Origin of the sequence: Sphingosinicella sp. CPCC 101087 (assembly GCF_004151485.1) — a bacterium.
GTDB lineage: Bacteria > Pseudomonadota > Alphaproteobacteria > Sphingomonadales > Sphingomonadaceae > Allosphingosinicella.
The window spans coordinates 24,464-47,304 of sequence record NZ_SBFF01000007.1; the positions used below are offsets into that span (position 1 = coordinate 24,464).

Annotated in this window: 24 protein-coding genes and 2 tRNA genes; 16 read left to right on the forward strand and 10 right to left on the reverse strand. The window is 66.8% G+C overall.

The genetic code is table 11. The features are described 5' to 3' along the window. Positions 1 to 105: 105 nt before the first annotated feature. A complete protein-coding gene (gene purF / locus EKM57_RS11895) occupies positions 106 to 1,560 on the reverse strand; it encodes an amidophosphoribosyltransferase (protein ID WP_129792727.1) in 1,455 nt (484 codons plus the stop codon). A gap of 117 nt (positions 1,561 to 1,677) precedes the next feature. Between purF and EKM57_RS11900 the strand changes: the two genes are divergently transcribed. From EKM57_RS11900 to EKM57_RS11910, 3 genes are all read left to right on the forward strand, one after another. Continuing rightward, a complete protein-coding gene (locus EKM57_RS11900; protein WP_129792728.1) occupies positions 1,678 to 2,190 on the forward strand; it encodes a hypothetical protein in 513 nt (170 codons plus the stop codon). Between the two features lie 67 nt (positions 2,191 to 2,257). Continuing rightward, complete coding sequence (locus EKM57_RS11905) at positions 2,258 to 2,692, forward strand: MerR family DNA-binding transcriptional regulator (protein ID WP_129792729.1); 435 nt, start codon at positions 2,258 to 2,260, stop codon at positions 2,690 to 2,692. A gap of 17 nt (positions 2,693 to 2,709) precedes the next feature. After that, positions 2,710 to 4,506, forward strand: a complete 1,797-nt coding sequence (locus EKM57_RS11910) for an acyl-CoA dehydrogenase C-terminal domain-containing protein (protein ID WP_129792730.1) — start codon at positions 2,710 to 2,712, stop codon at positions 4,504 to 4,506. Positions 4,507 to 4,521: 15 nt separating this feature from the next. On the opposite strand, the gene EKM57_RS11915 is transcribed toward EKM57_RS11910, so the two are convergent. After that, positions 4,522 to 6,915: an EAL domain-containing protein gene (locus EKM57_RS11915; RefSeq protein WP_129792731.1), complete on the reverse strand. Its 2,394-nt coding sequence runs from the start codon at positions 6,913 to 6,915 to the stop codon at positions 4,522 to 4,524. 189 nt (positions 6,916 to 7,104) lie between these two features. Between EKM57_RS11915 and EKM57_RS11920 the strand changes: the two genes are divergently transcribed. Further along, positions 7,105 to 7,872: an AAA family ATPase gene (locus EKM57_RS11920; protein ID WP_129792732.1), complete on the forward strand. Its 768-nt coding sequence runs from the start codon at positions 7,105 to 7,107 to the stop codon at positions 7,870 to 7,872. Positions 7,873 to 7,928: 56 nt separating this feature from the next. On the opposite strand, the gene EKM57_RS11925 is transcribed toward EKM57_RS11920, so the two are convergent. The 3 genes from EKM57_RS11925 to EKM57_RS11935 are packed head-to-tail and all read right to left on the reverse strand — an operon-like array spanning position 7,929 to position 9,726. Continuing rightward, positions 7,929 to 8,579: a hypothetical protein gene (locus tag EKM57_RS11925; RefSeq protein WP_129792733.1), complete on the reverse strand. Its 651-nt coding sequence runs from the start codon at positions 8,577 to 8,579 to the stop codon at positions 7,929 to 7,931. Positions 8,580 to 8,583: 4 nt separating this feature from the next. After that, entirely contained in the window at positions 8,584 to 9,051 is a 468-nt protein-coding gene (locus EKM57_RS11930; protein WP_129792734.1) for an NUDIX domain-containing protein, read from the reverse strand. Between the two features lie 3 nt (positions 9,052 to 9,054). Continuing rightward, the gene (locus EKM57_RS11935) at positions 9,055 to 9,726 is read right to left on the reverse strand and encodes a protein-L-isoaspartate(D-aspartate) O-methyltransferase (RefSeq protein ID WP_129792735.1); all 672 of its coding nucleotides are present in this window, start codon (positions 9,724 to 9,726) and stop codon (positions 9,055 to 9,057) included. Positions 9,727 to 9,956: 230 nt separating this feature from the next. On the opposite strand from EKM57_RS11935, the gene EKM57_RS11940 reads away from it, so the two are divergent. Together EKM57_RS11940 and EKM57_RS11945 are read left to right on the forward strand one after the other, a co-directional pair. Beyond that, a tRNA-Leu gene (locus EKM57_RS11940) sits at positions 9,957 to 10,041 on the forward strand. An 89-nt stretch (positions 10,042 to 10,130) separates the two neighbouring features. Further along, positions 10,131 to 10,868, forward strand: a complete 738-nt coding sequence (locus EKM57_RS11945) for a bifunctional 2-polyprenyl-6-hydroxyphenol methylase/3-demethylubiquinol 3-O-methyltransferase UbiG (protein WP_129792736.1) — start codon at positions 10,131 to 10,133, stop codon at positions 10,866 to 10,868. 9 nt (positions 10,869 to 10,877) lie between these two features. Here the strand turns inward: EKM57_RS11945 and EKM57_RS11950 are convergent, their stop codons facing one another. After that, a complete protein-coding gene (locus EKM57_RS11950) occupies positions 10,878 to 11,723 on the reverse strand; it encodes a class I SAM-dependent methyltransferase (protein ID WP_129792945.1) in 846 nt (281 codons plus the stop codon). Between the two features lie 74 nt (positions 11,724 to 11,797). Here EKM57_RS11950 and EKM57_RS11955 point away from each other — a divergent pair, with 74 nt between their 5' ends. From EKM57_RS11955 to EKM57_RS11965, 3 genes are all read left to right on the forward strand, one after another. Then, positions 11,798 to 12,232, forward strand: a complete 435-nt coding sequence (locus tag EKM57_RS11955; protein WP_129792737.1) for a helix-turn-helix domain-containing protein — start codon at positions 11,798 to 11,800, stop codon at positions 12,230 to 12,232. Positions 12,233 to 12,392: 160 nt separating this feature from the next. Next, positions 12,393 to 13,580: an AI-2E family transporter gene (locus tag EKM57_RS11960; RefSeq protein ID WP_129792738.1), complete on the forward strand. Its 1,188-nt coding sequence runs from the start codon at positions 12,393 to 12,395 to the stop codon at positions 13,578 to 13,580. A gap of 101 nt (positions 13,581 to 13,681) precedes the next feature. Beyond that, positions 13,682 to 13,758 (forward strand) — tRNA-Asp (locus tag EKM57_RS11965). 107 nt (positions 13,759 to 13,865) lie between these two features. Here the strand turns inward: EKM57_RS11965 and EKM57_RS11970 are convergent. From EKM57_RS11970 to EKM57_RS11985, 4 genes are all read right to left on the reverse strand, one after another. Beyond that, positions 13,866 to 14,081: a DUF2842 domain-containing protein gene (locus EKM57_RS11970; protein WP_129792739.1), complete on the reverse strand. Its 216-nt coding sequence runs from the start codon at positions 14,079 to 14,081 to the stop codon at positions 13,866 to 13,868. Next, on the reverse strand, positions 14,078 to 14,662 hold the full coding sequence (locus tag EKM57_RS11975; RefSeq protein ID WP_129792740.1) for a 5-formyltetrahydrofolate cyclo-ligase: 585 nt from the start codon (positions 14,660 to 14,662) through the stop codon (positions 14,078 to 14,080). Before EKM57_RS11975 ends, EKM57_RS11970 begins: the two co-directional genes overlap by 4 nt. Positions 14,663 to 14,815: 153 nt before the next feature. Beyond that, positions 14,816 to 15,157, reverse strand: a complete 342-nt coding sequence (locus EKM57_RS11980; RefSeq protein ID WP_129792741.1) for a cell division protein ZapA — start codon at positions 15,155 to 15,157, stop codon at positions 14,816 to 14,818. Next, positions 15,157 to 15,381: a hypothetical protein gene (locus EKM57_RS11985; RefSeq protein ID WP_129792742.1), complete on the reverse strand. Its 225-nt coding sequence runs from the start codon at positions 15,379 to 15,381 to the stop codon at positions 15,157 to 15,159. The genes EKM57_RS11980 and EKM57_RS11985 overlap by 1 nt, the downstream gene beginning before the upstream one ends. 121 nt (positions 15,382 to 15,502) lie before the next feature. On the opposite strand from EKM57_RS11985, the gene tkt reads away from it, so the two are divergent. The 7 genes from tkt (at position 15,503) to thiE (ending at position 22,773) form a co-directional block, all read left to right on the forward strand. Further along, entirely contained in the window at positions 15,503 to 17,485 is a 1,983-nt protein-coding gene (gene tkt, locus EKM57_RS11990) for a transketolase (RefSeq protein ID WP_129792743.1), read from the forward strand. A 32-nt stretch (positions 17,486 to 17,517) separates the two neighbouring features. After that, positions 17,518 to 18,525 (forward strand): type I glyceraldehyde-3-phosphate dehydrogenase, encoded by a 1,008-nt coding sequence (gene gap, locus EKM57_RS11995; RefSeq protein WP_129792744.1) that lies wholly within the window; start codon positions 17,518 to 17,520, stop codon positions 18,523 to 18,525. 125 nt (positions 18,526 to 18,650) lie between these two features. After that, on the forward strand, positions 18,651 to 19,853 hold the full coding sequence (pgk, locus tag EKM57_RS12000) for a phosphoglycerate kinase (protein ID WP_129792946.1): 1,203 nt from the start codon (positions 18,651 to 18,653) through the stop codon (positions 19,851 to 19,853). Further along, a complete protein-coding gene (locus tag EKM57_RS12005) occupies positions 19,850 to 20,272 on the forward strand; it encodes a VOC family protein (protein ID WP_129792745.1) in 423 nt (140 codons plus the stop codon). The genes pgk and EKM57_RS12005 overlap by 4 nt, the downstream gene beginning before the upstream one ends. A gap of 219 nt (positions 20,273 to 20,491) precedes the next feature. Next, on the forward strand, positions 20,492 to 21,400 hold the full coding sequence (locus tag EKM57_RS12010) for a fructose bisphosphate aldolase (protein WP_206185410.1): 909 nt from the start codon (positions 20,492 to 20,494) through the stop codon (positions 21,398 to 21,400). Between the two features lie 150 nt (positions 21,401 to 21,550). Next, positions 21,551 to 22,078, forward strand: a complete 528-nt coding sequence (locus EKM57_RS12015; protein ID WP_165357385.1) for a class I SAM-dependent methyltransferase — start codon at positions 21,551 to 21,553, stop codon at positions 22,076 to 22,078. Further along, complete coding sequence (gene thiE, locus EKM57_RS12020; RefSeq protein ID WP_129792747.1) at positions 22,075 to 22,773, forward strand: thiamine phosphate synthase; 699 nt, start codon at positions 22,075 to 22,077, stop codon at positions 22,771 to 22,773. Before EKM57_RS12015 ends, thiE begins: the two co-directional genes overlap by 4 nt. Positions 22,774 to 22,841: the final 68 nt, after the last annotated feature.

Consider the following 22,841-nt stretch of genomic DNA (forward strand, 5'->3'; position numbering starts at 1 on the left):
GCTGATGGGGCGCCATTGGACCGCCGCGGTCCATCCCGCAAGCCGCCGTGTCTCGGCGTTGCGACCACCGGATCCCACGGCGCCGGCACGACGAGCGCTGGAAGCTCAGGCGTAAAGTTCCGCCGGCAGTAGCTGGTCGCGCTGCTCGATATCCTCGCGGTCGGTCAGCCGAGTCGGATAGGCGCCCGAGAAGCAGGCGTCGCAATATTGCGGCTCGGCTTCGTCGCGCATCTCCTCGCCCAGTGCGCGGTACAATCCGTCGATCGAGAGGAAGGCAAGGCTGTCGGCCTTGATGTAATTGTTCATCTCGGCGACGTTCATCTGGGCGGCGAGCAATTTCTTCCGCTCCGGCGTGTCGACACCGTAGAAACAGCTGTGCCGGGTCGGGGGGCTTGCAATCCGCATGTGCACCTCGCGCGCGCCTGCCTCGCGCAGCATCTGCACGATCTTCAGGCTGGTCGTGCCGCGGACGATCGAATCGTCGATCAGCACCAGTTTCTTGCCCTGGATGAGCGCGCTATTGGCATTGTGCTTCAGCTTGACGCCGAGATGGCGGACCTGGTCGCTCGGCTGGATGAAGGTTCGACCAACATAATGCGAGCGGATGATGCCCAGTTCGAACGGGATACCGCTCTCCTGGGCGTAGCCGATCGCCGCCGGCACGCCGCTGTCGGGTACCGGCACGACATAATCGGCATCCACCGTATTCTCGCGCGCCAGCTCGGCGCCGATCGCCTTGCGCACGGAATAGACCGAGGCGCCGTCGAGCACGCTGTCGGGGCGGGAGAAATAGACATGCTCGAAAATGCAGGGGCGGGAGCGCTGCGGTGCGAACGGCTTGTGGCTCTGAACGCCCTTCTCCGAGACGACGATCAACTCGCCCGGCTCGACGGTGCGGATGTAGGTCGCGCCGACGATGTCGAGCGCCACCGTCTCAGAGGCGAAGATATAGGCCTCGCCGAGCCGGCCCATGACGAGCGGCCGGATGCCGAGCGGATCGCGGCAGGCGATCAGCCCCTCGTCGGTGAGGCAGACCAGGCTGTACGCGCCTTCGACCTGCTTCAGCGCGTCGATGAACCGGTCGAGCAAAGTGGGGTAGGTCGAGGTGGCGACGAGGTGAATGATGACCTCGGTGTCGGACGTCGACTGGAAGATCGAGCCGCGACGGTTGAGATCGCGGCGCACCCGCGTGGCATTCGAGATGTTGCCGTTGTGCGCGACCGCAAAGCCGCCGCTCGACAGTTCGGCGAACAGGGGCTGCACGTTGCGAAGCGCGGTCTCGCCTGTGGTCGAATAGCGCACATGCCCGATCGCGGCGCGGCCGGCCAAAGCGCGGATGACGCCGTCCTTGTCGAAATTGCCCGCGACGTGGCCCATCGCGCGGTGGCTGTGGAACGCGCGGCCGTCATAGCTGGTGATTCCGGCCGCCTCCTGGCCGCGGTGCTGCAGCGCGTGCAGGCCCAGAGTCACCACCGCGGCTGCGGTGTCCGCGCCCCAGATGCCGAACACGCCGCACTCCTCGCGCAGCTTGTCGTCGTCGAATGGATTGGTCGTCAGCATCCCCATCGCCCGTCATACCCGTCGGCCCGCTTATATAGGTTCGATCGACGATTTGTCGCCCCCTTGACCGTAAAGAATCTGCAACCTGACCCCGTCCCGGACGGTTCAGGCCGTGTGATGCGCCGTCTCTGCTTTGCCCTGTTCCTACTTGTCGCCGGCTGCGGCCGTACCGGCGAGCGCGGCCCCGGCGAGGCGGTCGACGCCCCTGAAGAAGGCCGGGTTCCGGTCGAGCGGGTGCAGACCGAGACCCCCATCGGACTCTATGAAGCGGGATCCGGCGCGGCCGCGAGCCAACTCTGCATCGTCGAGGCCGATTCGGGCGAATTGCGCTTCGGGCTCGTCGTTCGGACCGCTTCCGGGACCTGCAGCGGCGCCGGCCAGGTATCTCGACGTTCCGAGACGCTCAGCCTGCTCATGGCCGGCAATTCGGCCTGCCCGATCCAGGCACGCGCCGAAGGCGTCCACGTCAGCTTCCCGCCGACACTGCCGGCCGGCTGCTCTTATTATTGCGCCCCCGGCGCGAGCCTTGCCGGCGCCCGGCTCGACAAGACCGGCGGAACCGAGGCGGATGCGATGCGCGCACGCGACCTGGTCGGGGATGCGCTGTGCGAAGGGCTCGGCGGCATGTGATGGAGCATGTGCGCTGACTGCCAGCGTTCGCTTGACGCTAACGTCAACGGAAAGTAGGCGTGGATCCATGCCCCCGACCGCGCTTCACTCGGACTATCGACAGTCGGACCGTAACGCGCGAGCCTATACGATCACGCAGCTGTGCGACGAGTTCGGCGTCACCGCTCGAGCGCTTCGCTTCTACGAGGATGAGGGGCTGATATCGCCCGAGCGTCAGGGGATGGCCCGCATCTACAGCTGGCGCGACCGCGCCCGGCTCGCCTGGATCCTGCGCGGCAAGAGGGTCGGGTTCAGCCTCGCCGACATTCGCGAGATGATCGACCTCTACGACGTCGGCGACGGCCGCCATGAGCAGCGCCGGGTCACGCTCGAAAAATGCCGTGGCCGGGTCGACCTGCTGAAGAAGCAGAAGCTCGACATCGACGCGACGATCGACGAACTCGAACGCTTCATCGCCATGGTCGAGGCGGCCGAGGCGACCGAATCCATCCCCATCGAATAGCAGACCAGAGGCGCTTCATGCCGAGCTACACTGCCCCCGTCCGCGACACGCTCTACGTGCTCGACCAGGTGCTCGGCATCGAGCGCTACTCGAACCTGCCCGGATTCGAGAATGCGACGCCGGACCTGGTCGAAGCAATCCTGACCGAGGGCGGCCGTTTCGCCTCCGAGGTGCTCGCACCCTTGAACCGGATAGGCGACACCGAGGGCTGCGTCCGACATGAGGACGGCTCAGTGACCACCCCGCCCGGCTTCAAAGACGCCTATCGGCAGTTCTGCGAGGGTGGCTGGACCACACTCTCGGCGCCTGAGGAATATGGCGGGCAAAACCTTCCGTCGGTGCTCTCCACCGCCGTGACCGAGTATCTGCTGGCCGCCAACCAGGCGTTCGAGATGTATAACGGGCTGACCCAGGGCGCGATCGCCTCGATTCTGGTCAAGGGCTCGGACGCGCAGAAGCGCACCTACTTGCCCAATATGGTGGCCGGCAAATGGACCGGCACGATGAACCTCACCGAGCCGCATTGCGGCACCGACCTCGGCCTGCTCAAGACCCGCGCCGACCCCCAGCCGGACGGCAGCTACAAGCTCACCGGCACGAAGATATTCATCTCGTCGGGCGAGCACGACCTTTCCGAGAACATCATCCATCTGGTGCTGGCGAAGATCGCCGGCGCTCCGGACAATGTGAAAGGCATCTCCCTCTTCATCGTCCCCAAATATCTGGTGAACCCGGATGGCACGCTCGGCGAGCGCAACGGCGTCGTCTGCGGCTCGATCGAGGAGAAGATGGGCATTCACGGCAATTCGACCTGCCTCCTGAACTATGACGACGCGACAGGCTATCTGGTCGGCGAGCCGGAGAAAGGTCTCGCCGCGATGTTCATCATGATGAACGCGGCCCGGCTGGGCGTCGGCCTGCAGGGCCTTGCCCAGGGCGATGTCGCCTATCAGAACGCGGTCGCTTATGCGCGCGAACGGCGGCAGGGAAGGGCGCTGGTTCCCGACCAGCGCGACACCGAGGCGAAGGCCGACCCGATCATCGTACACCCCGACGTCCGGCGGATGCTGATGGAGGCCAAGGCCTATAATGAAGGTGCTCGCGCGCTGGTTCTGTTCGGCGCGCTCCAGGTCGACATCAGCCGCAAGGCCCAGACCGAGGAGGAGCGCCAGACCGCAGAGGACCTGCTCGGCCTGCTCACCCCGGTGATCAAGGGCTTTCTCACCGACAAGGGGTTCGAGGCGGCCGTCGCCGCCCAGCAGGTCTATGGCGGCCACGGCTATATCCGCGAATGGGGGATGGAGCAGTTCGTCCGCGACGCCCGCATCGCCCAGATCTACGAAGGCACGAACGGAATCCAGGCGCTCGACCTGGTCGGACGCAAGCTGCCCAAGGATGGGGGGCGCGCCGTCCAGTCCTTCTTCCGGATTGTCGGCGAGGAGGCGGCGGCAGCGAAAGCCGACGAGAAAGCGGGTCCCGTCGCCGCCGCGCTCGAGCGCGCCAATGGCGACCTTCAGACCGCGACGATGTGGCTCATGCAGAATGCCATGTCCAATCCGAACAACGCCGGCGCCGCGGCCTACCCCTACATGACGATGATGGGCATCGTGTCTGTGGGGCTGATGTGGCTGCGCATGGCCAGGGCCAGCGCCGAGGCGCTCGCCGGGGGCCGCGGGGACGCGGCGTTCCACGAGGCCAAGCTGGTCACCGCCCGCTTCTTCGCCGACAAGGTCATGCCCGAAACCGATGCGCTCAGGCGCAAGATCGAAGCCGGTTCCGAGAGCCTGATGGCGCTGCCGCCGGAAGCCTTCTAGCGCGGCCTGGCCGGGTCACGCCCGGCGGCGACGGACACTCTTCACCTCGATCGGCGCGGCCGGTGCGAGCACAACGCCGTCGAAATGGCCGATCGGGTTCGGTCGGCTGATCAGATAGCCCTGCACCTGGTCGCAGCCTTCGGCTCGCAGCGCCTCCAGCTGCTCGACCGTTTCCACGCCTTCGGCGACCACGGGCATTCCGAGGCCGCGGCCGAGCCCGATGACCGACCGGATGATCGCCCGCGCCTGCGGATTGGCCGTGATCTCCTGGACGAAGCTGCGGTCGATCTTGACCTTGTCGAAAGGGAACATCCGGAAATAGCTGAGGGAGGAATAGCCGGTGCCGAAATCGTCCATCGAGATCTGAACGCCGAGCGCCTTGAGGCGCTTGAGGACAGCGAGCGCGCCTTCGGCGTCCTTGATGAGGAGACCCTCGGTAACTTCGAGGTCGAGCCGGCGCGGATCGAGGCCGGTGTCGGAAAGCACCTGCTCGATCGAGCCGACCAGATCGTCCTGGAGGAACTGGAGAGGGGAGAGGTTCACCGAGAGCTTCAGCGGCGGATTCCACTTCGCGGCCTCGGAACATGCCTCCCGAAGGACCCAGTCGCCGAGCCTCACGATGAGACCGGCCTCCTCGGCCAGCGGGACGAAGACTTCCGGGCTGATCGGCCCGATCTGGGGATGGTTCCAGCGCAGCAAGGCTTCGAACCCGACGATCCGACCGCTCTCCAGGTCTGCGAGCGGCTGGAAATGGATATTGAGCTCGTTGCGATCCATTGCGAGCCGAAGGTCCGCCTCCAGCTGGCGGCGCTGGCGCAGCGCCTCGTCCATAGCCGCCTCGTAGAAGCGTGTGAGCCCTCGGCCCTCGGCCTTGGCGCGGTATAGCGCCATGTCGGCATTCTTGATTAGATCGCTTGGCGTGGCGGCGTCTTCGGGGAAGACGGCGACGCCGATGCTGGCGCTGACTCTGGCGCTCTGACCGTCCAGGGTGAAGGGCGCGCCAAGCGCGGAAATGATCCGGTCCGACAGAAGGCCCGCAAAAGCCGGCTGGCTGCCGCCGATCTGCACGACCGCAAATTCGTCGCCGCCGAGCCGTGCGACCAGTTCGTCGTCGCGCGCGATCGAGCTCAGGCGCTGCGCCACGCCCACGAGCAGGGCGTCGCCGCCGGGATGGCCGTGAATGTCGTTGACCGCCTTGAACCCGTCCAAGTCGATGCACAGCACGGCGACCGGCTCGCCGGCTGCCGCGGCACGCTCCGTTGCGCGGGCGAGATGGTCCGTGAAGACCGTGCGATTGGGAAGCCCGGTGAGCGCGTCGTGATAGGCCAGATGAGCGATGCGTGCGGCCGCTTCCTTGCGTTCGGTCATGTCGCGTATGGCGAGTATCCGGCGCTCCTCACCGTCCCAGTCCAGGGTCCGAGGCAGCACCTCCACGTCGCACGGCTCGCCGTCCGCCCGCAGAAGCCGGCATTCGATGGCCTTGCCGTCAGGCGCGGACGCGCCGGCATGGATTTCGATGCCGGGAAGAATCTCCGGAAGCCGTTCGGGCAGCAGCGAGCGGCTGAAATAGCCGGAGAGCTTGAGGAAGCTGCGATTCGCATCGACGATCCGCTCACCGTCGATCACGACGAGTCCTTCGATCGCGGCATCGGCGAATGCCCTGATCCGTTGAGCCTCGCCGGCGGTCTGCCGCGCCAGCCGGCGATCGAACAAGACCATCGCGAAGCTGATCGACAGGATGATCGCTGCGACGGACACGACGAGCACGGTCAGCATTCCGCCGCCGATCGCTTCCGTCGGCACTTCAAATCGGGGATCGGGCAGTATCGCCGCCGCGGACATGGCGGTGAAGTGAAGGCCGCAAATCGCGGTGGTGAACAGAAGCGCAGGCCGCCACGGCATGAGGGTCTGGCTCCGCCGATGACCGGCCGTGGCGAGCGCGCTGAGCAGGACGCCGATCAGCACCGATGCCGCGACCAGACCTTCGTCCCAGATCAGACGTCCGGCAACCTTCATCGCCGACATGCCGATATAATGCATCGTCGCGATGCCCGCCCCGACGACGGCCCCGCCCAGAAGGGCGAAGCCGCGCTGGTCGCGCAACGTCAAGCCCCAGCCGCTGCCTGTGATGAGGACCGCTGCGGCGATCGACAGCGAGGTGAGCCCCAGATCGTAGCCGATCGGAATATCCGGCTGATAGGCCAGCATTGCGAGGAAGTGGGTGGCCCAAATTCCGATCCCGGATACGAAGGCGGTGAGGCCGAGCCAGGCAGCGCGCCGGTTCTCGCTGACCCGGGCGCGATCCAATGTCGTGAAGGCGGTCAGCGCCGCGAGCAGGCAGACGATCCCCGCGAGGATGACGAGCCGGATGTCGTGCTCGTACGCAATGCAGTTATAGACCCGCAGCACCCGATGGCCCTCCGCTTGTCGGGCGCCCTTACGGCCTGCTCGGTGAAGATGCGGTAAACCGTTGCGGCCCCGCCGCACTTGTCCGGGCGATCGGCCGCAGGCATGTCGCTTCGCTGCCGGGGTCGCCTGCCTGCTTCCTGGACATTGACGTCTCGGCGCCTACAGCCCGCATATCGAGAACGGGAATTCATGGCTCGCGCGCGCAGACATACCTCCTTGCCGCCGCCCTATTTGAAGCGGATCTGGCTGGATCCGGCGGTCGAGGCCGATTCCAGCCGCTATCCCTTCTGCCTGCCGCTCTTCAAGGATCCCGAGTTCGAGCTCCGGTTCGAACGGCCGGTCACGATCATCGTCGGCGAGAACGGCACCGGGAAATCCACCCTGCTCGAGGGCATCGCCGTCATGGCCGGCTTTCCGGAGGCGGGCGGCGGGCAAGGCTATCGCACCGATTCTTCCCAGCGAGCCGTAGCCAAGGATGGTGGCCAGCTCGTGCCGGCGCTGAGGGGCAGCTGGCTGCCCAAGATCGGCCATGGCTGGTTCTTTCGTGCCGAAAGCTTCTTCTCCGTCGCCCGGTATCTCGACGAGGCCGCTCTCGACGGCGGCTTCGCTCCACCCGATTATCTTTCCCACAGTCATGGTGAAGGATTTCTGCGCTTCTTCGGCGAACGATGCTCGGTGCCGGGCCTCTTCCTGTTCGACGAGCCCGAATCGGCGCTATCGCCCAACCGGCAGTTCGATTTCCTGAAGCTTCTTCACCGGCTCGACGCGGAGGGCATGACCCAGATCGTCGTCGCTACGCACTCGCCGATCATCATGGCGCTTCCGGGCGCGCAGCTGCTTCGCCTGCGCGGCGGTGCATTGGAGCCGGTGTCGCTGGAAGAAACGGATCATTTCCGGCTCCTGAGCGCCTTCACATCCGACTGGCGAGGCACGGTCGAAGCCATGCTGCAGGACTGATCCGTCGGTCCGGCTCGTCCGGGCGTGGCCGGGGCGTTCGCGCGCCCGATCCGTCGCTAGCGGGAAGGCCCGAAGGCGTCGGCGACGGCCGGGTCGATCTCGAGGCGCACAGCGTTGGCCGGCCCTGGCTGCTCGTGCACCGTCTGGTGCAGGCGGGGAAAGGCCCGCATCGCCAGTTGCTGCAGCCGCGCCCGTCTCTCCTGGCGCGACATGGCCAAAGCCCACTTCCAGGCCGCGTCATAGTCGCCCGGGCCGGGAATTCGCCGCTCGATGCGCACCATCGTGTCGGCGAAGTCCGGCCCATACAGGTCGGTCCACACGTCGTAGAGGAACAGATAGAGCAAGCGGTGATCGTCAAGCCCGGCGGTGTCGCGCACCTCCATGGCGAGCCGGTGGCCAATTTCGTGGACCAATGTCGCCTTCTTGTAGGCCGGCGAATAGGCCGCCCGCAGCCGGATCGTGCGGCCGTCATAGGCGGTCATCGGCGGCCCGTTGCCGACGATCGCCTCGATCGGCGCGGAAGGGAAGGGGAGGCCGGTCGCCGCCTCCATCGCGGCCACGATCCGAGGGCCCTCTTGCTCCCACAAGGCGCGATACTCGTCTGCAGCCGGTGCGAAGCGCAGCCCCACCGGAACGAATGTGAGCGGCGGTGCCGCCGCGGTGAGCAGGCCCCATAGCAGGGCCGCGGCGACGATCCTGCCGGTCATCGCCTCAGACGTTCCCGCAGAAACGTTCCTCGAGCCGGTCGAGCAACGGCCCCTGGCTCGCCAATATCTTCGCCCGAGCCGTTTCCAGGTCCATCCATTCCGCCCGATCCACCTCCGCATAGCTGCGATACTGCCCGCTTCGCGGCGGCCATTCCATGGTGAAGTGATTGCTGACGATCTGGTGCGGGTCGAAATCGCCCTGAAGGGCGAAAGCTTCGACGAGCTTGCCGCCTTTCTGGCGGATCCGGCCGAGCGACACCAGCTCTCCTTGCGCGCGCACGCCGAGCTCCTCCTCGAACTCGCGCCGGGCGCAGGCGGCGAGGTCCTCGCCGGGCTCGACCAGTCCCTTGGGAATACCCCAGGCGCCGGCATCACGCCCCTGCCACATGGGTCCGCCGAAATGGGCGAGCAGAACTTCCACGACCTCGCCGCGCCGCCTCCACATCAGAATGCCGGCGCTGGTCTGCGGCACGGGTCAGCCGATCTCCAGCTCGGTGAAGCGGACCGGCATGATCGCGCGCGTCCCGATCGCCCCCTTTTCCCCCTTCTGGACCACGCTGAGCTGCTGCACCTCGCGGCCGCCCAACGGGATCACCATCCGGCCCCCAGGCGCGAGCTGCTCGACCAAGGCAGGGGGCGGCTCAGCGGCGGCGGCGGTGACGAGGATACGGTCGAACGGGGCATGCTCGGCCCAGCCGCGCGAGCCGTCGCCGACTCTGATCTCGACGTCATGGTCGAGCGCGGCAAGCCTCAGCCGCGCCGCCTGCGCGAACTCCTCGACGATCTCGACGCTGAACAGGCGCGCGCCGAGGGCGGACAGCACCGCGGCCTGCCAACCGAGGCCGGTACCGACCTCGAGCACCTTCTGACCGCTGTCGATGCCAAGCAGGTCGAGCATGAGCGCTCCGATGAAGGGCTGGGACAAGGTCTTGTCGAACCCGATCGGCAATGGCGTATCCTGATAGGATACCACCATCAGCTGCGCCGGCACGAACAGGTGCCGCGGCACCTCCAGCAGCGCCCGGCGCAGCGTCGGACTAAGCTCGGACCGGCCGATCTCCTCCTCCGCCAGGTCGAAATGCATGTCGATAACTTCGACCATATGCCGACGCAGAATTGCTAGATGCGCTTCGGTCATCGGCTTCATCGGCCGCTCCTTCCATTCGCCAGTCGCATAGACGGTGAACGGTCGGGAACGAAGCCGGTTCGATCCGGATGCGCGGAAGATCTGCAGCTACCTTCCCGCTGTCGTCGACTGGCCGGCGCAGGCGCTGCGCCGCCCGAGCCCGCATGAACGCAATTGATCGTGCCCGCCAGCGGGTAGTGCATGCCGCGGTTGCCGCTGGCGTCGCACCGCACTAGATAGCGTCCCCCAGAGCCCCTGTGGCGGAATTGGTAGACGCGCTCGACTCAAAATCGAGTTCCGCAAGGAGTGCCCGTTCGACTCGGGCCAGGGGCACCATCTTTTCTCGCGACGCCCGCCGGGATGCGGCGAGCAAGCGCGGCTGCACGGCGACCTCGGTCGGCCGATCGGCAGGCGCGGGGCCGGAAATGACCCAGAATATCTATGACGATCCCGAATTCTTCGCCGGCTACAGCCGGCTTCCGCGTTCGCTGCACGGACTCGCGGGCGCGCCGGAATGGCCCGCCCTGCGAGCGCTTCTGCCTCGGCCGAGCGGGCTCAGGATCGTCGATCTCGGCTGCGGCTTCGGTTGGTTCTGCCGATGGGCTCGTGCCGAGGGCGCTGCCCAGGTGCTCGGGATCGACATTTCCGAGCGAATGCTGGAGCGTGCCGGGGCCGAGCCCAAGGATGAAGCGATCGTCTATGAACGCGCGGACCTGAACAGGCTCGAATTGCCGGAGGGCGGCTTCGATCTCGCCTACAGTTCGCTGGCACTGCACTATGTCGAGGATCTCGAGCGCCTGTTCGCAACCGTTCGCCGTTCCCTCGTACCGGGAGCCCGGTTCGTCTTCTCGATCGAGCATCCGATCTACATGGCGCCGCGCCGGCCGGGCTGGATCGCCGACCGGCGAGGTGGCAAGTCATGGCCCGTCGACAGCTATCAGATGGAGGGCGCTCGGCGTTCCGACTGGATCGGCGCAGGCGTCGTCAAATATCACCGTACGTTGGGAACGACGCTCAACCGCCTCATCCGGCAAGGCTTCGTCATCCGCCATGTCGAGGAATTCGGTCCCAGCGACGAGCAGGTCGCGCAGCAGGCGGAACTCGCCGAGGAGCGCGAGAGGCCGATGTTCCTGCTCGTCGCCGCGGATCGCGCCGGACCCTAGCGGCGGCTTTCATGTCGCCTGGGCGGAAGCCATCCAGCAGGCGGCTGTGAATCGGACTTCCTGACCGTCCACATAAGGATCGAATGCGGCGCGCGCGGTCTCGACGACACTCGTTCGCGTCGCCTGGTCCATCTCCTGCAGCACCAGCCCTAGGGGCCCCAACCGGGTGATGTAGGGGACGAGGGCGCTTTCCGGCAGAATGCAGGGGATGTCGATCGGACGTATCTCGATCCCGGCCCAGCCGCCTTCTTCCAGTATCGCGTGGACGCGGCGATCGTCGGCAAAGGCGAACTGGCCCGGCCCGTCGGGTCGCCGGGCCGGAAGGTTCGACAGGAGCGGCGCGACCGCGCCCTCGGCCGTGGTCATGAACGGATTTTCGTCGGCGCCGCGCCAGGCGATGAAGGCGAGCCTGGCACCGTCGCGCGCGCCGCGCCGAAGGTTGAGGAAAGCGGCGACGGGATCGGAAAAGAACATCACGCCGAAGCGGGAGACGATCAAGTCGAAGCTCGCCGGATCGAAGGCATGGGTCTGGGCGTCGGCGCCGATGAAGATGGCCGATGCGCCCTCCGCTTCGGCGCGAGCGCGGGCCAGGTCGAGCATCGGTTCGGAGATGTCGATGCCGACGCAATGGCCGCTGCGACCGACCCGTCGGGCCAGAGCGAGCGTGGTGCTTCCGGTGCCGCAGCCGACATCGAGCACGCTTGTCGCGCGAGCATCGACCGCCGCCTGCGCGAGCATGGCCTCCATTGGCCGGAAGAGCGCGTCGAGCAGCGCCTGCTGATCGACCCAGGCGCGGCCGGCGAGACCATTCCAGAGCGCCGACTGGTCGTCGAATATTCCGCTCGATGGCTGCATGTTCATCTCCTTTCGATTGATTTGGCGAATCGGATGAAGCATTGTGCCTCTTCAAGTCGACTTGAGGTCAAGAGGTGAGGGTCCTGGACATAGCGGAGGTGGCGCAGCGCACCGGCCTGCCCGCTTCGACGCTGCGCTATTATGAGGAAAAGGGACTGATCGCCTCCATCGGGCGGCGCGGGCTCAAGCGTCTCTTCGACCCTGGAGTCTTCGAGCGGCTGGCACTGGTCGCGATCGGACGTGCGGCCGGATTCTCGCTCGACGAAATCAAGCTCATGTTCGCGCCGGACGGACGGCCGAACATCGATCGGCGAATGCTGTCGGACAAGGCCGACGCGCTGGACAGGCGCATAAGCGAGCTGAGCGCCATGCGCGACGGCCTGCGCCATGCCGCCGCTTGTCCGGCGCCGAGCCATATGGAATGTCCGACATTCCGGCGGTTGCTGCGTGCGGCGACTTCGGGCTCCATCGCGCCGCCGGAACGGACCACGCCAAAACGGATGCCCTAGAGCCTCTGCACGTCGGGCGGTTTCGCCTACGATCGGATCGGGCACCGGGCCGCCAAGGCTGGCCCTCCACATGTTCGGCCCCCGCCGTCGGACTCACATTCCTCCTCTTCTCAGCAGGTTCGGTTGCAGGCATGGTCTTCCGGATGAGGATGGTCAGCGAATGAAGTCGGTCGAGGAAAACGAGATCCCGCCGCACGTGCCGCCGCCGCACGGGATCGAGGAGGATGTCGAGGACTCCGCCTATCGGCGCGACCGGCTGCTCGCCTCGCTTGCCTTGATGTTCGGAATAGGCCTCGCCCTCGCTTTTCCGTTCGCGCTACGCGCCGGGGCGGAGTTCTTCCTGCCGGTCACGGCCGCCCTGGTGATCGCGGTCGCCCTGGTGCCGCTGCTCGAATGGCTGGAGCGGCGGCGCGTCCCCTCGGCCCTCGCCGCCTTGCTGTGCGTCGTCCTGTTCCTTGCGGTCGCCAACATCGCCGTCGCGGCGATCGTCCTGCCGGCGACCGAATGGATACGCCTTCTGCCGGAGCGGATCGGCCAGCTGCGCGAGTCGCTCGCGCCCCTGTTCGAAATCTACGCCAACCTCGAGCAGTTCATCGAGAGCATCATCAGCGAGTTCGGCCGCACGCCGGATTCGTCGCCACAGCGGGTTCAGGTCGAGACTCCGAGCTCCCTCCTGCAGATCATCGCCGCCTCGGCGCCGTTCGCGGCGATCCAGATGTTCTTCGCGGTGCTGGTGATCTTCTTCTTCCTCGCCGGATGGACCCGGATGCGCAAGCGCGCCATCACCGCCCGAGTCAGCTTCGGCGGCGCGATGACCACGGCTCGCGTGATCCAGCAGGTGGTGGACGCGACCTCCGCCTATCTCGGCACGATCACCGTCGTGAATATCGGCATGGGGCTGGTCGTCGCCCTGGTCGTCCATCTGATCGGCATGGACACGCCGCTCATGTGGGGCGGAATCGCCACCGTGCTCAATTACATCCCCTATCTTGGCCCGATCGCCTCGACCCTGCTGCTCGGACTTGGCGGGCTGATGAGCTTCGAGGATCCCTGGTACGCGCTGCTTCCGGCGATCAGCTTCGTCGTCATCCACCTGATCGAAGCCAATCTGGTGACGCCGACGGTCGTCGGACGAAGGCTCACGATCAATCCGTTGCTGATCCTTCTGTCGCTGAGCTTCTGGGCCTGGGTGTGGGGAACCACAGGCGCGCTGCTCGCCGTGCCGCTGCTCATCATCATCCGGACGATCCTCGATGCGGCGGGCAAGCCCGACATCGCCGGATTCCTCTTCGAGGAAGGCACGCTGATTCACGAGCATCACGAGGAGCCCCGCACCGGCGGAGGCTAGTGGCCAGAGCGTCGTCGGATGAATCCGCGAGGCGCGAAAATGTCCCTGCCGGCTCGCTTGACAGCCCGGGGAGCCTCCCCTAACTCGCCCGCCTGCCTCACGCGGGTGTAGCTCAGTTGGTTAGAGCGCCGGCCTGTCACGCCGGAGGTCGCGGGTTCGAGCCCCGTCACTCGCGCCATTCTCCTGGCGCCGATCCGATCCGTGCGACCCGCTTCTCGCGCCCTCCTCGGCGCGCCAATATGCGGGTCCCTATCGGCGTCGCGAAAGGCAGCGAGCGGTGGACGCCTATCGGGTTCCTCCGCTATTGCCCCGCTGCATCCAGCGGACGAGGGGCTTGAGCGGGAAGATCCAGGCGATTCCGGCGACGACATAGAAGAGCAGTTCCACCGGCCATGGCCATCCCGCGATGCGGCCGGCAAGGGTAGCGACCATCACGCTCCAGCCGGCGATCAGCAGCAGGATCAGGAACATGCCCGCAAGGCTTCGCCAGCTGGGCTTCATCGGCAGCTCACGAATTCGCGGGGCGTGGCGACCGCGTCCAGCGGCACGTCCCAGGGATCGGGGTTCAGCCGTTCGTCGACGAGCTGGCTTTCCCAGCCGATTCCGACCGTGAAGACGCGGCCATGTTCGCGCAGATGCGAGAGCGCCCGGTCATAATGGCCCTTGCCGTGGCCGATCCGGGTGCCGTGACGGTCGGCCAGGACGAAGGGAACCACCACCACGTCGGGCGCAAAAGCGGGGGAATCGGCCGCCGGCTGGAGGACGCCCCAGGGACTCGGCTCGACCGCCGGGGCGGCACGCCACAGCATGCGCTCGTCGCGGCCGCCGAACCAGGGAAGGACGGCCTGCTGGCCCGGGCCGAGCTGATCGAGCAGCGGGTACGGGCTGATCTCGTCCTTGAGCGGATGATAGGCCGCGATCACGCGTGCCTCGATCAGGTGCGGAAGCAGGAGGCGCGCCAGCTTGTTTTCGAGGTCGCTGCGAAGTTCCGGCGTGAGGCTGCGTGCAAAATTGCGCCGGCGCTCGAGGCCGGCGGCGCGCAGCTCGGATTTCTCCGAGATTGGGGGTGACGGGACCGCCATGGCCGTTTGCTGGAATATCCTCTGACGCCAGAACGTCAGGTGGGGACCATGTGCTTCGGGCCAGGACCCGGGCAGGGACAGCCCCCTAGGATGTCTTATCGCCTCAGGGATGTTCTCAAAAGCTCGTACCGGGCAGTACCCGTCCTCCCCTATTTAGGGCGGGGGAGGCTCGCGCTCAAGCCTGTCGGCGAGATTCTCGATGCGAGTCGCGAGCTGCTCGAGCGCCTCGGCCACCGCGGGGTCGGGGGGAGGCGGAGCTTCTGGAGGGGCAGGCTCGGAAGAGCCTGTGCCGGCACGCATTTCCTTGAGGTCGTCGGCGATGAGCAACGCGGCGAACAGGAGCTGGCGCGCCTCGGTCAACGATCCGAGGGCCGCGGCGGCGTCGTTGGCGCGCCGGTCGACGACGGCCGCCAGCGAGCGCAGATGCTCTTCCTCCCCGTCGCGGCAGGCGACATTGTAGCGGCGGCCCGCAATCTCCACGTCGACGCTCGCCATCAGGCCCCGTTCCCGGCGGCGAGCAGCTCGTCGATCTGTTCCACCGCGCCCGACACCCGCTGGCGAAGCCTCTCATGCGCCTCGCGCAGCCGCTCGAGCTCGGCCAATGGGGCGGACGCCGGCCTGGGCCGGGCGGTCGCGGCCTCGATCCGCGCGCAGGCTCGCTCGATCCGGCGAAGGGCTTGCAGGGCACGCGGGTCGGCCATGGCGGTGGGTTCGGCCATCCGCGGGGAATAGCATGTCATATGTTCGCAGCAAACCGCCACGGTTGACGCAAGCGCCGCCGCCGATAAAGGAACCCGAGCTTCCCGACGCTTCCGCGCCGGATTCCTCAAAGGGAAACGCATGCCCGTCGAAACGCGACTGCTCGCCAACGCCATCCGCGCCCTGGCGATGGACGCCGTCCAGGCCGCAAATAGCGGCCATCCGGGCATGCCGATGGGCATGGCCGATGCGGCGACCGTCCTGTGGACCGAATATCTGAAGCACGATCCCGCCGATCCGGCCTGGCCGGACCGCGACCGCTTCGTCCTGTCCGCCGGTCACGGCTCGATGCTGCTCTACGCCTTGCTCCATCTGACCGGCTATGCGCGTCCGACGATGGAGGACATCAAGGGCTTCCGCCAGCTCGGCAGCCCCTGCGCCGGCCACCCGGAGAATTTCCTCCTCGACGGCGTCGAGGCGACCACCGGTCCGCTCGGCCAGGGGGTCGCCATGGCGGTCGGCATGGCGATCGCCGAGCGCCATCTGAATGCCGAATATGGCGACGAGCTGGTCGACCATCGGACTTGGGTGATCGCCGGCGACGGCGACCTGATGGAAGGGGTGAACCACGAGGCCGCGGGCCTTGCCGGTCACCTCCATCTCGGCCGGCTGAACGTGCTGTGGGACGACAACCGAATCACCATCGACGGTTCGACCGCCTTGTCGACGTCGGAGGACGTCGTCGCCCGATACCAGGCTTATGGCTGGCATACCGTTTCCTGCGACGGCCATGACGTGGATGAAGTCCGGCGGGCGCTCGATGCCGCGATCGCCGATCCTCGCCCTTCGCTGATCGCCTGCCGGACTATCATCGGCTACGGCGCGCCCAACAAGCAGGGCACGTCCGCCACCCATGGCGCCGCCCTTGGCCCGGACGAGGTCGCCGCGGCGCGCGAGCATCTCGTCTGGACGCATGAACCGTTCGAGCTGCCTGACGAGGTGGTCGATTCCTGGCGCCGGGCCGGCGCTCGCGGCGGGCCGCTGCACGAGGCTTGGCAGCGCCGGCTCGAAGGAAGCGGGCGCGCCGACGATTTCACCCGCCGAATGTCCGGCGCGCTGCCGCAGGATTTCTCGCTTTCCGATCATGTCGCGGGGCTGATCGCCAAGCCGCAGAAGGTCGCGACGCGAAAGGCCTCCGAGCTCGCGCTCGAGGCGATCAACGCCGCCTTGCCGGAGACGGTTGGCGGCTCGGCCGACCTCACCGGTTCGAACAACACCAGGACGAAGGCACACAAGCCTTTGACGCGGGAGGATTATTCGGGCCGGTATCTCTATTACGGCATTCGTGAGTTCGGCATGGCCGCGTCGATGAACGGCATGGCGCTGCACGGCGGGATCATTCCCTATGGCGGGACCTTCCTGGTCTTCACCGATTATTGCCGGCCCGCGATCCGCCTGTCCGCGCTGCAGCAGGTCCGCGTCGTCTATGTGATGACCCACGACTCGATCGGGCTCGGCGAAGATGGGCCGACCCACCAGCCGATCGAACATTTGATGGGCCTTCGCACGATTCCCAATCTCGATATCTACCGTCCCGCCGATGCGGTCGAGACGGCGGAATGCTGGGAGCTGGCGCTTGCCAAGGCGGACGGACCGTCGGTCCTCGCGCTCACCCGGCAGAATCTGCCGCAGCTTCGCACCGAAGCCGTGCAGGGCAACCGCTGCGCGCGAGGCGCCTATCGCCTTCGCGCCGCTGCCGCGACACGCCGCGTCGTCCTGATCGCGACCGGCTCGGAGGTAGCGGTCGCGCTCGATGTCGCGGCGTCCCTGGAGGAGCAGGGCATCGGCGCCGACGTTGTTTCCATGCCCTGCTGGAGCCTGTTCGACGCTCAGGACGAAGCCTATCGCCGCGACCTCTTGCCGGACGAGGCGCTGCTGGTCTCGATCGAGGCCGGTACGACGATGGGTTGGGAACGTTATACCGGGCGCGGCGGCGTCAATATCGGCATCGACCAGTTCGGCGCATCGGCGCCGGCCGACGATCTGTTCGAACGCTTCGGCTTCACCGCCGAGGCGATCGTGCCGCGCATAAGCGAGAGACTGGAAGCAAGCCGTTCGGGCTGAAGCCGAACGGATCGTGGTAACGGGAGATTTCGATGACCAGAGTTGCGATCAACGGATTCGGGCGGATCGGCCGCCTGGTGGCGCGGGCGGTGCTCGAGAAGAGCGATAGCGGGCTCGAGCTGGTTTCGGTCAACGACCTCGCCGATGCCGAATCCAACGCGCTCCTGTTCAAGCGCGATTCGGTACACGGCGCCTATGCCGGCGAGGTCCGCGCCGACGGCAACGACCTCATCATCGACGGCCGCCGCGTGAAGGTCACCGCCGAGAAGGATCCGGCGAAGCTGCCGCATGGCGAGAACGATGTCGACATCGTCCTCGAATGCACCGGCTTCTTCACCGATCGTGACAAGGCCGGCGCGCATCTTGCTGCGGGCGCGAAGAAAGTTCTCGTTTCCGCCCCCGGCAAGGGCGTCGACCTCACCGTCGTCTACGGCGTCAATCATGACCGGCTTGCCGCCGACCACAATATCGTCTCCAATGCATCCTGCACGACCAACTGCCTGGCGCCCGTGGCCAAGGTGCTGAACGACGCGATCGGCATCGAGCGCGGACTGATGACGACGATCCACGCTTATACCAACGACCAGAAGATCCTCGACCAGATCCACAAGGACAAGCGCCGCGCCCGCGCGGCGGGAATGTCGATCATCCCAACCACCACCGGCGCCGCCCGTGCCGTCGGCGAAGTGCTTCCGGAGCTGAAGGGGAAGCTGGACGGCTCCGCCGTGCGCGTGCCCACTCCGAACGTCAGCCTGGTCGACCTCACCTTCACCCCGAAGCGCGACACCCATGTCGACGAGGTGAACGCTGCGCTCAAGGCCGCATCGGAGAGCGGACCGCTCGCCGGCATCCTCGCTTACACGGACGAGCCGCTGGTCTCGATCGACTTCAACCATAATCCGGCGAGCTCGACCGTCGACAGCCTCGAGACGGCCGTGCTGGAAGGCAAGCTGGTCCGCGTCGTTTCCTGGTACGACAATGAATGGGGCTTCTCCAATCGTATGGTGGATACCGCCGCGGCGATGGCGGCCCTGCTCTGACGTTGGCGGCATCTCCCCGTCGCCCAGCGAAGGCTGGGACCCGAGCGGGCTCATCAAGGATGTGCTGAACCCGCTTGGGTGCCGGCCTCCGCTGGCATGACGGGCAAGGATTGCGAGAGAGAGTGATGACCAGATTCCGCACCCTCGACGATCTCGGCGACGTCCGGGGCAAGCGCGCGCTGGTGCGCGTCGACCTCAACGTGCCGATGCAGGACGGGGCGGTGAGCGACGACACCCGCCTTCGCTCGACCCTGCCGACGGTCACTGAGCTGGCGGACAAGGGCGCGACTGTCCTGCTTCTGGCCCATTTCGGCCGGCCCAAGGGCGAGCGGCGGCCCGACATGTCGCTCGCCCAGGTGACGAAAGCCTATTCGCACGTGCTCGGCCGCGACGTGCGCTTTATCGACGATTGCTGTGGCGACGGCGCCAGGGCAGCGGTCGCCACGCTCGCTCCGGGCGATATCGCCATCCTCGATAATACGCGTTTCCATGCGGGCGAGGAGAAAAACGATCCGGCCCTGGCCGACGCGATGGCGCAGCTGGGCGACCTTTACGTCAACGACGCCTTTTCGGCGGCCCATCGCGCCCATGCGTCGACCGAAGGGCTGGCCCATCGGCTCCCGGCTTATGCCGGCCGCGCGATGCAGGCCGAGCTGGAGGCGCTCGAAAGGGCACTGGGCAGGCCGGAGCGGCCGGTCGCGGCCGTGGTCGGTGGCGCGAAGGTCTCGACCAAGCTCGACGTGCTTCGGCATCTCGTGGCCAAGGTGGACCATCTCATCATCGGCGGCGGCATGGCCAACACCTTCCTGGCCGCACGGGGCGTCGACGTCGGCAAGAGCCTGGCCGAGCACGATCTGGAAACGACGGCGCTTGAGATTCTCGACGCCGCGGAACGGGCGGACTGCACCGTCCACCTGCCTTACGATGTCGTCGTGGCCAAGGCATTCGCCGCCAACCCGCCGTCGATGCGCACCTGCAACGTCCATGAGGTCGCCGCCGACGAGATGATTCTCGACGTCGGCCCGGCCGCGGTCGAGGCGCTCGCCGACGCGCTCAAGACCTGCCGCACGCTGGTCTGGAACGGGCCCCTCGGCGCGTTCGAGACTCCGCCGTTCGACGCCGCGACCGTCGCGCTCGCCCGCACCGCGGCGGCGCTGACCCAGGAAGGCTCGCTCGTCTCGGTCGCCGGCGGCGGCGACACCGTCGCGGCGCTCAACCAGGCCGGAGTCGCGGACGATTTCACGTTCGTCTCCACCGCCGGCGGCGCCTTCCTGGAATGGATGGAAGGCAAGACGCTGCCGGGCGTGAAGGCGCTCGAGCGCGAATGATCAACATCCGCGACATCGACCATGTCGTTCTCCGAGTGGTCGACCTGGAGCGAGTGGCGCATTTCTACACCGAGGTGCTCGGCGCACGCTTCGAAAAGCATCAGGAGGCGATCGGCCTTTACCAGCTTCGCCTCGGCAACTCCCTGATCGACCTCGTGCCGGTCGACGGGATGCTCGGCCGGATGGGCGGCGCGGCGCCCGGGCGGGAAGGCCGCAACGTCGATCACATCTGCTTTCGCGTCCTTCCCTGGGATGGCGAGGCGATCCTGGCGCATCTCAAGCGGCATGGGATCGAAAGCGAGATCGTGTCGCGCTACGGCGCGGAAGGCGATGGCCCATCGATCTACCTGGCCGATCCCGAGGGCAATCAGCTCGAGCTCAAGGGGCCGCCCTGGGCGCCGGTGCCCGACAAAGGCTGAGGATCCCGTTCCCGAGCGGAAGGGAGGAGAGGCGGTTCGGCCGCCGGCGCTCCGCGTCTTCATGATTGCCTGCTCGACCGCGATGTCCAACGCTGAGCGACCTTTCGCCCGTCGGACACGGGCCAGCCGCGGCGCCGCGCGCTTTACCGCACGGACCTATTTGTGCCCCGCGCGTTGCTGCGATAGGGCACGCCGCAAAGACGACTCAGGGGAGACGAAATGACCGCGACTCAAGACCCGAAGATGATGGCCCAGATGGAAAGCGGAGACGGCTTCATCGCCGCACTCGACCAGAGCGGGGGCTCGACCCCGAAGGCGCTCAAGGGCTACGGCATCGAGGAGGGCGCCTGGTCGACCGACGAGGAGATGTTCAATCTCATCCACGAGATGCGTTCCCGGATCATCACCTCGCCGTCCTTCTCCGGCGACAAGGTGATCGGGGCGATCCTGTTCGAGCGGACGATGGACGGGCAGATCGACGGCAAGCCGGTGCCGCAGGTGCTGAAGGAGCGCGGCGTCGTGCCCTTCATCAAGATCGACAAGGGGCTCGAAGCCGAATCCAATGGCGTTCAGCTCATGAAGCCCATGCCCGAGCTGGATGCGCTCCTGAGCCGCGCCAAGGGGCTTGGCATGTTCGGGACCAAGGAGCGGTCTGTCATCAATCTCGCCAATCGGGAGGGGATCGCGGCCGTCGTCGCCCAGCAGTTCGAGGTCGCACGCCAGGTGCTTGCCGCCGGCCTCGTTCCGATCATCGAGCCGGAGGTCAACATCAAGAGCCCGGAACGGGCCGAGGCCGACCGAATCCTGCTGGAGGCGTTGTTGGAGGCGCTCGACGCCCTCCCCGGCGACGACCGCGTCATGCTCAAGCTCAGCATTCCCGCCACGCCGGGACTGTTCGAGCCGCTCGTCGACCACCCTCGCGTGCTGCGGGTGGTCGCGCTTTCCGGCGGCTTCTCGCGGCCCGAGGCCTGCCGCGAACTCGCGAAGAATCGCGGCATGATCGCCAGCTTCTCGCGCGCCTTGCTCGAGGATCTGCGGCATCAGATGAGCGATGATGAGTTCGACCAGGCGCTCGGCGCGGCGATCGACGAGATATATGAGGCGTCGGTCGACAAGGTGCCGGCCTGAACCGGCGGCGATGACCTTCGGGATCGCGGCATAGGCTTTTCCGAGATCAGGCTCCGCTGGCTGGCGCGGCAGTTTGCCTGCCCCAGCGCCGCCGCCGGACGCCTGGTCATCGGACCCTGGCTCGACCGGATCGGCGCGGCGACGAACCGGTTGACGCTGGAGCGGCTCGACGTTGGCGGCGATGACGACGTGCTGGAAGTCGGCTTCGGCGGCGGTGGCCTGCTCGCCATGCTGCTGCGCGCGACGAGCGGGACGGTAGCGGGAGTCGATCCTGCCGGAGCGATGGTGAAACGAGCGCAACGACGCTTCCGACGCGAGCCTCGGCTTCGGCTCCACCGCGGATCGGTCGAAGCGCTGCCGTTCGAGGACAAGCGGTTCGACAGAGCGTGCAGCGTCAACAACATCTATTTCTGGCCCGATCCGCCGGCAGCGCTGCGTGAGCTGGCACGGGTGCTGCGCGAGGGCGGGCGGCTGGCCGTCTGCTTCGAGCCGCCCGAGGAGCTTCGAAAGTGGCCCGGCCACCGCTTCGGCTTCCGGCTCGTCGACGAGGCAGAGGTTCGGCAGTTGATGGAAGAGGCGGGGTTCGCGCGCATAAGCCACGCGGAGGGACGCGGCCGCATGCCCGATCGCTTTCTCTGTTTGACAGGCGAGCGCGCCAGGGCTGAAGCAAGGCCATGACCGAGCAAGAAGACGAAGCTGCGCTGGACCCGTCGAACCTGGCCGAATTTGCCGGGCGTTTCGGGCGCGGCGACCGCGGACCGTGCCAGCTTTATCTCATCTCTCCGCTCGACGTGGGCGGTGCCTTTCCCGATCGGCTCGCCGCGGCGATCGGAAGCGGGCCGGTCGCAGCCTTCCAGTTCCGGGTGAAGGATGTCGACCAGCATGAGGCGGCGCGGCTCGCCGAGCCGCTGCAGCGCCTGTGTGCCGACCATGATGTCGCCTTCATCGTGAATGACAGCGCGAGCCTGGCCAGGAGAATCGGCGCCGACGGAGTCCATCTCGGCCAGGAAGACGGCGATCCGCGCGAGGCGCGTTCGCAGCTCGGGACCTCGGCGCAGATCGGCGTGACCTGCCACGACAGCCGACATCTGGCGATGGAGGCCGGCGAGGCGGGCGCCGATTATGTCGCCTTCGGAGCCTTTTTTCCCACGTCGACCAAGGAGACCCGGCACCGGCCCGACCCTTCCATCCTCACCTGGTGGTCTACGGTCTTCGAGATACCCTGCGTCGCGATCGGTGGAATCACGCCGGACAATGGGCGCGTGCTGGTCGATGCGGGCGCGGATTTCCTGGCCGTCAGCAGCGGCGTGTGGAAACATCCGGAGGGCCCGGGCGCGGCGGTGAAGGCGTTTCAGGAAATGATGGCGCGCTAAGCCGCAGGGTCCTGCTCGATATCGTCATGCCGGCGGGGTGTGGGGCCAAGCTGACTGTCACAGGGACC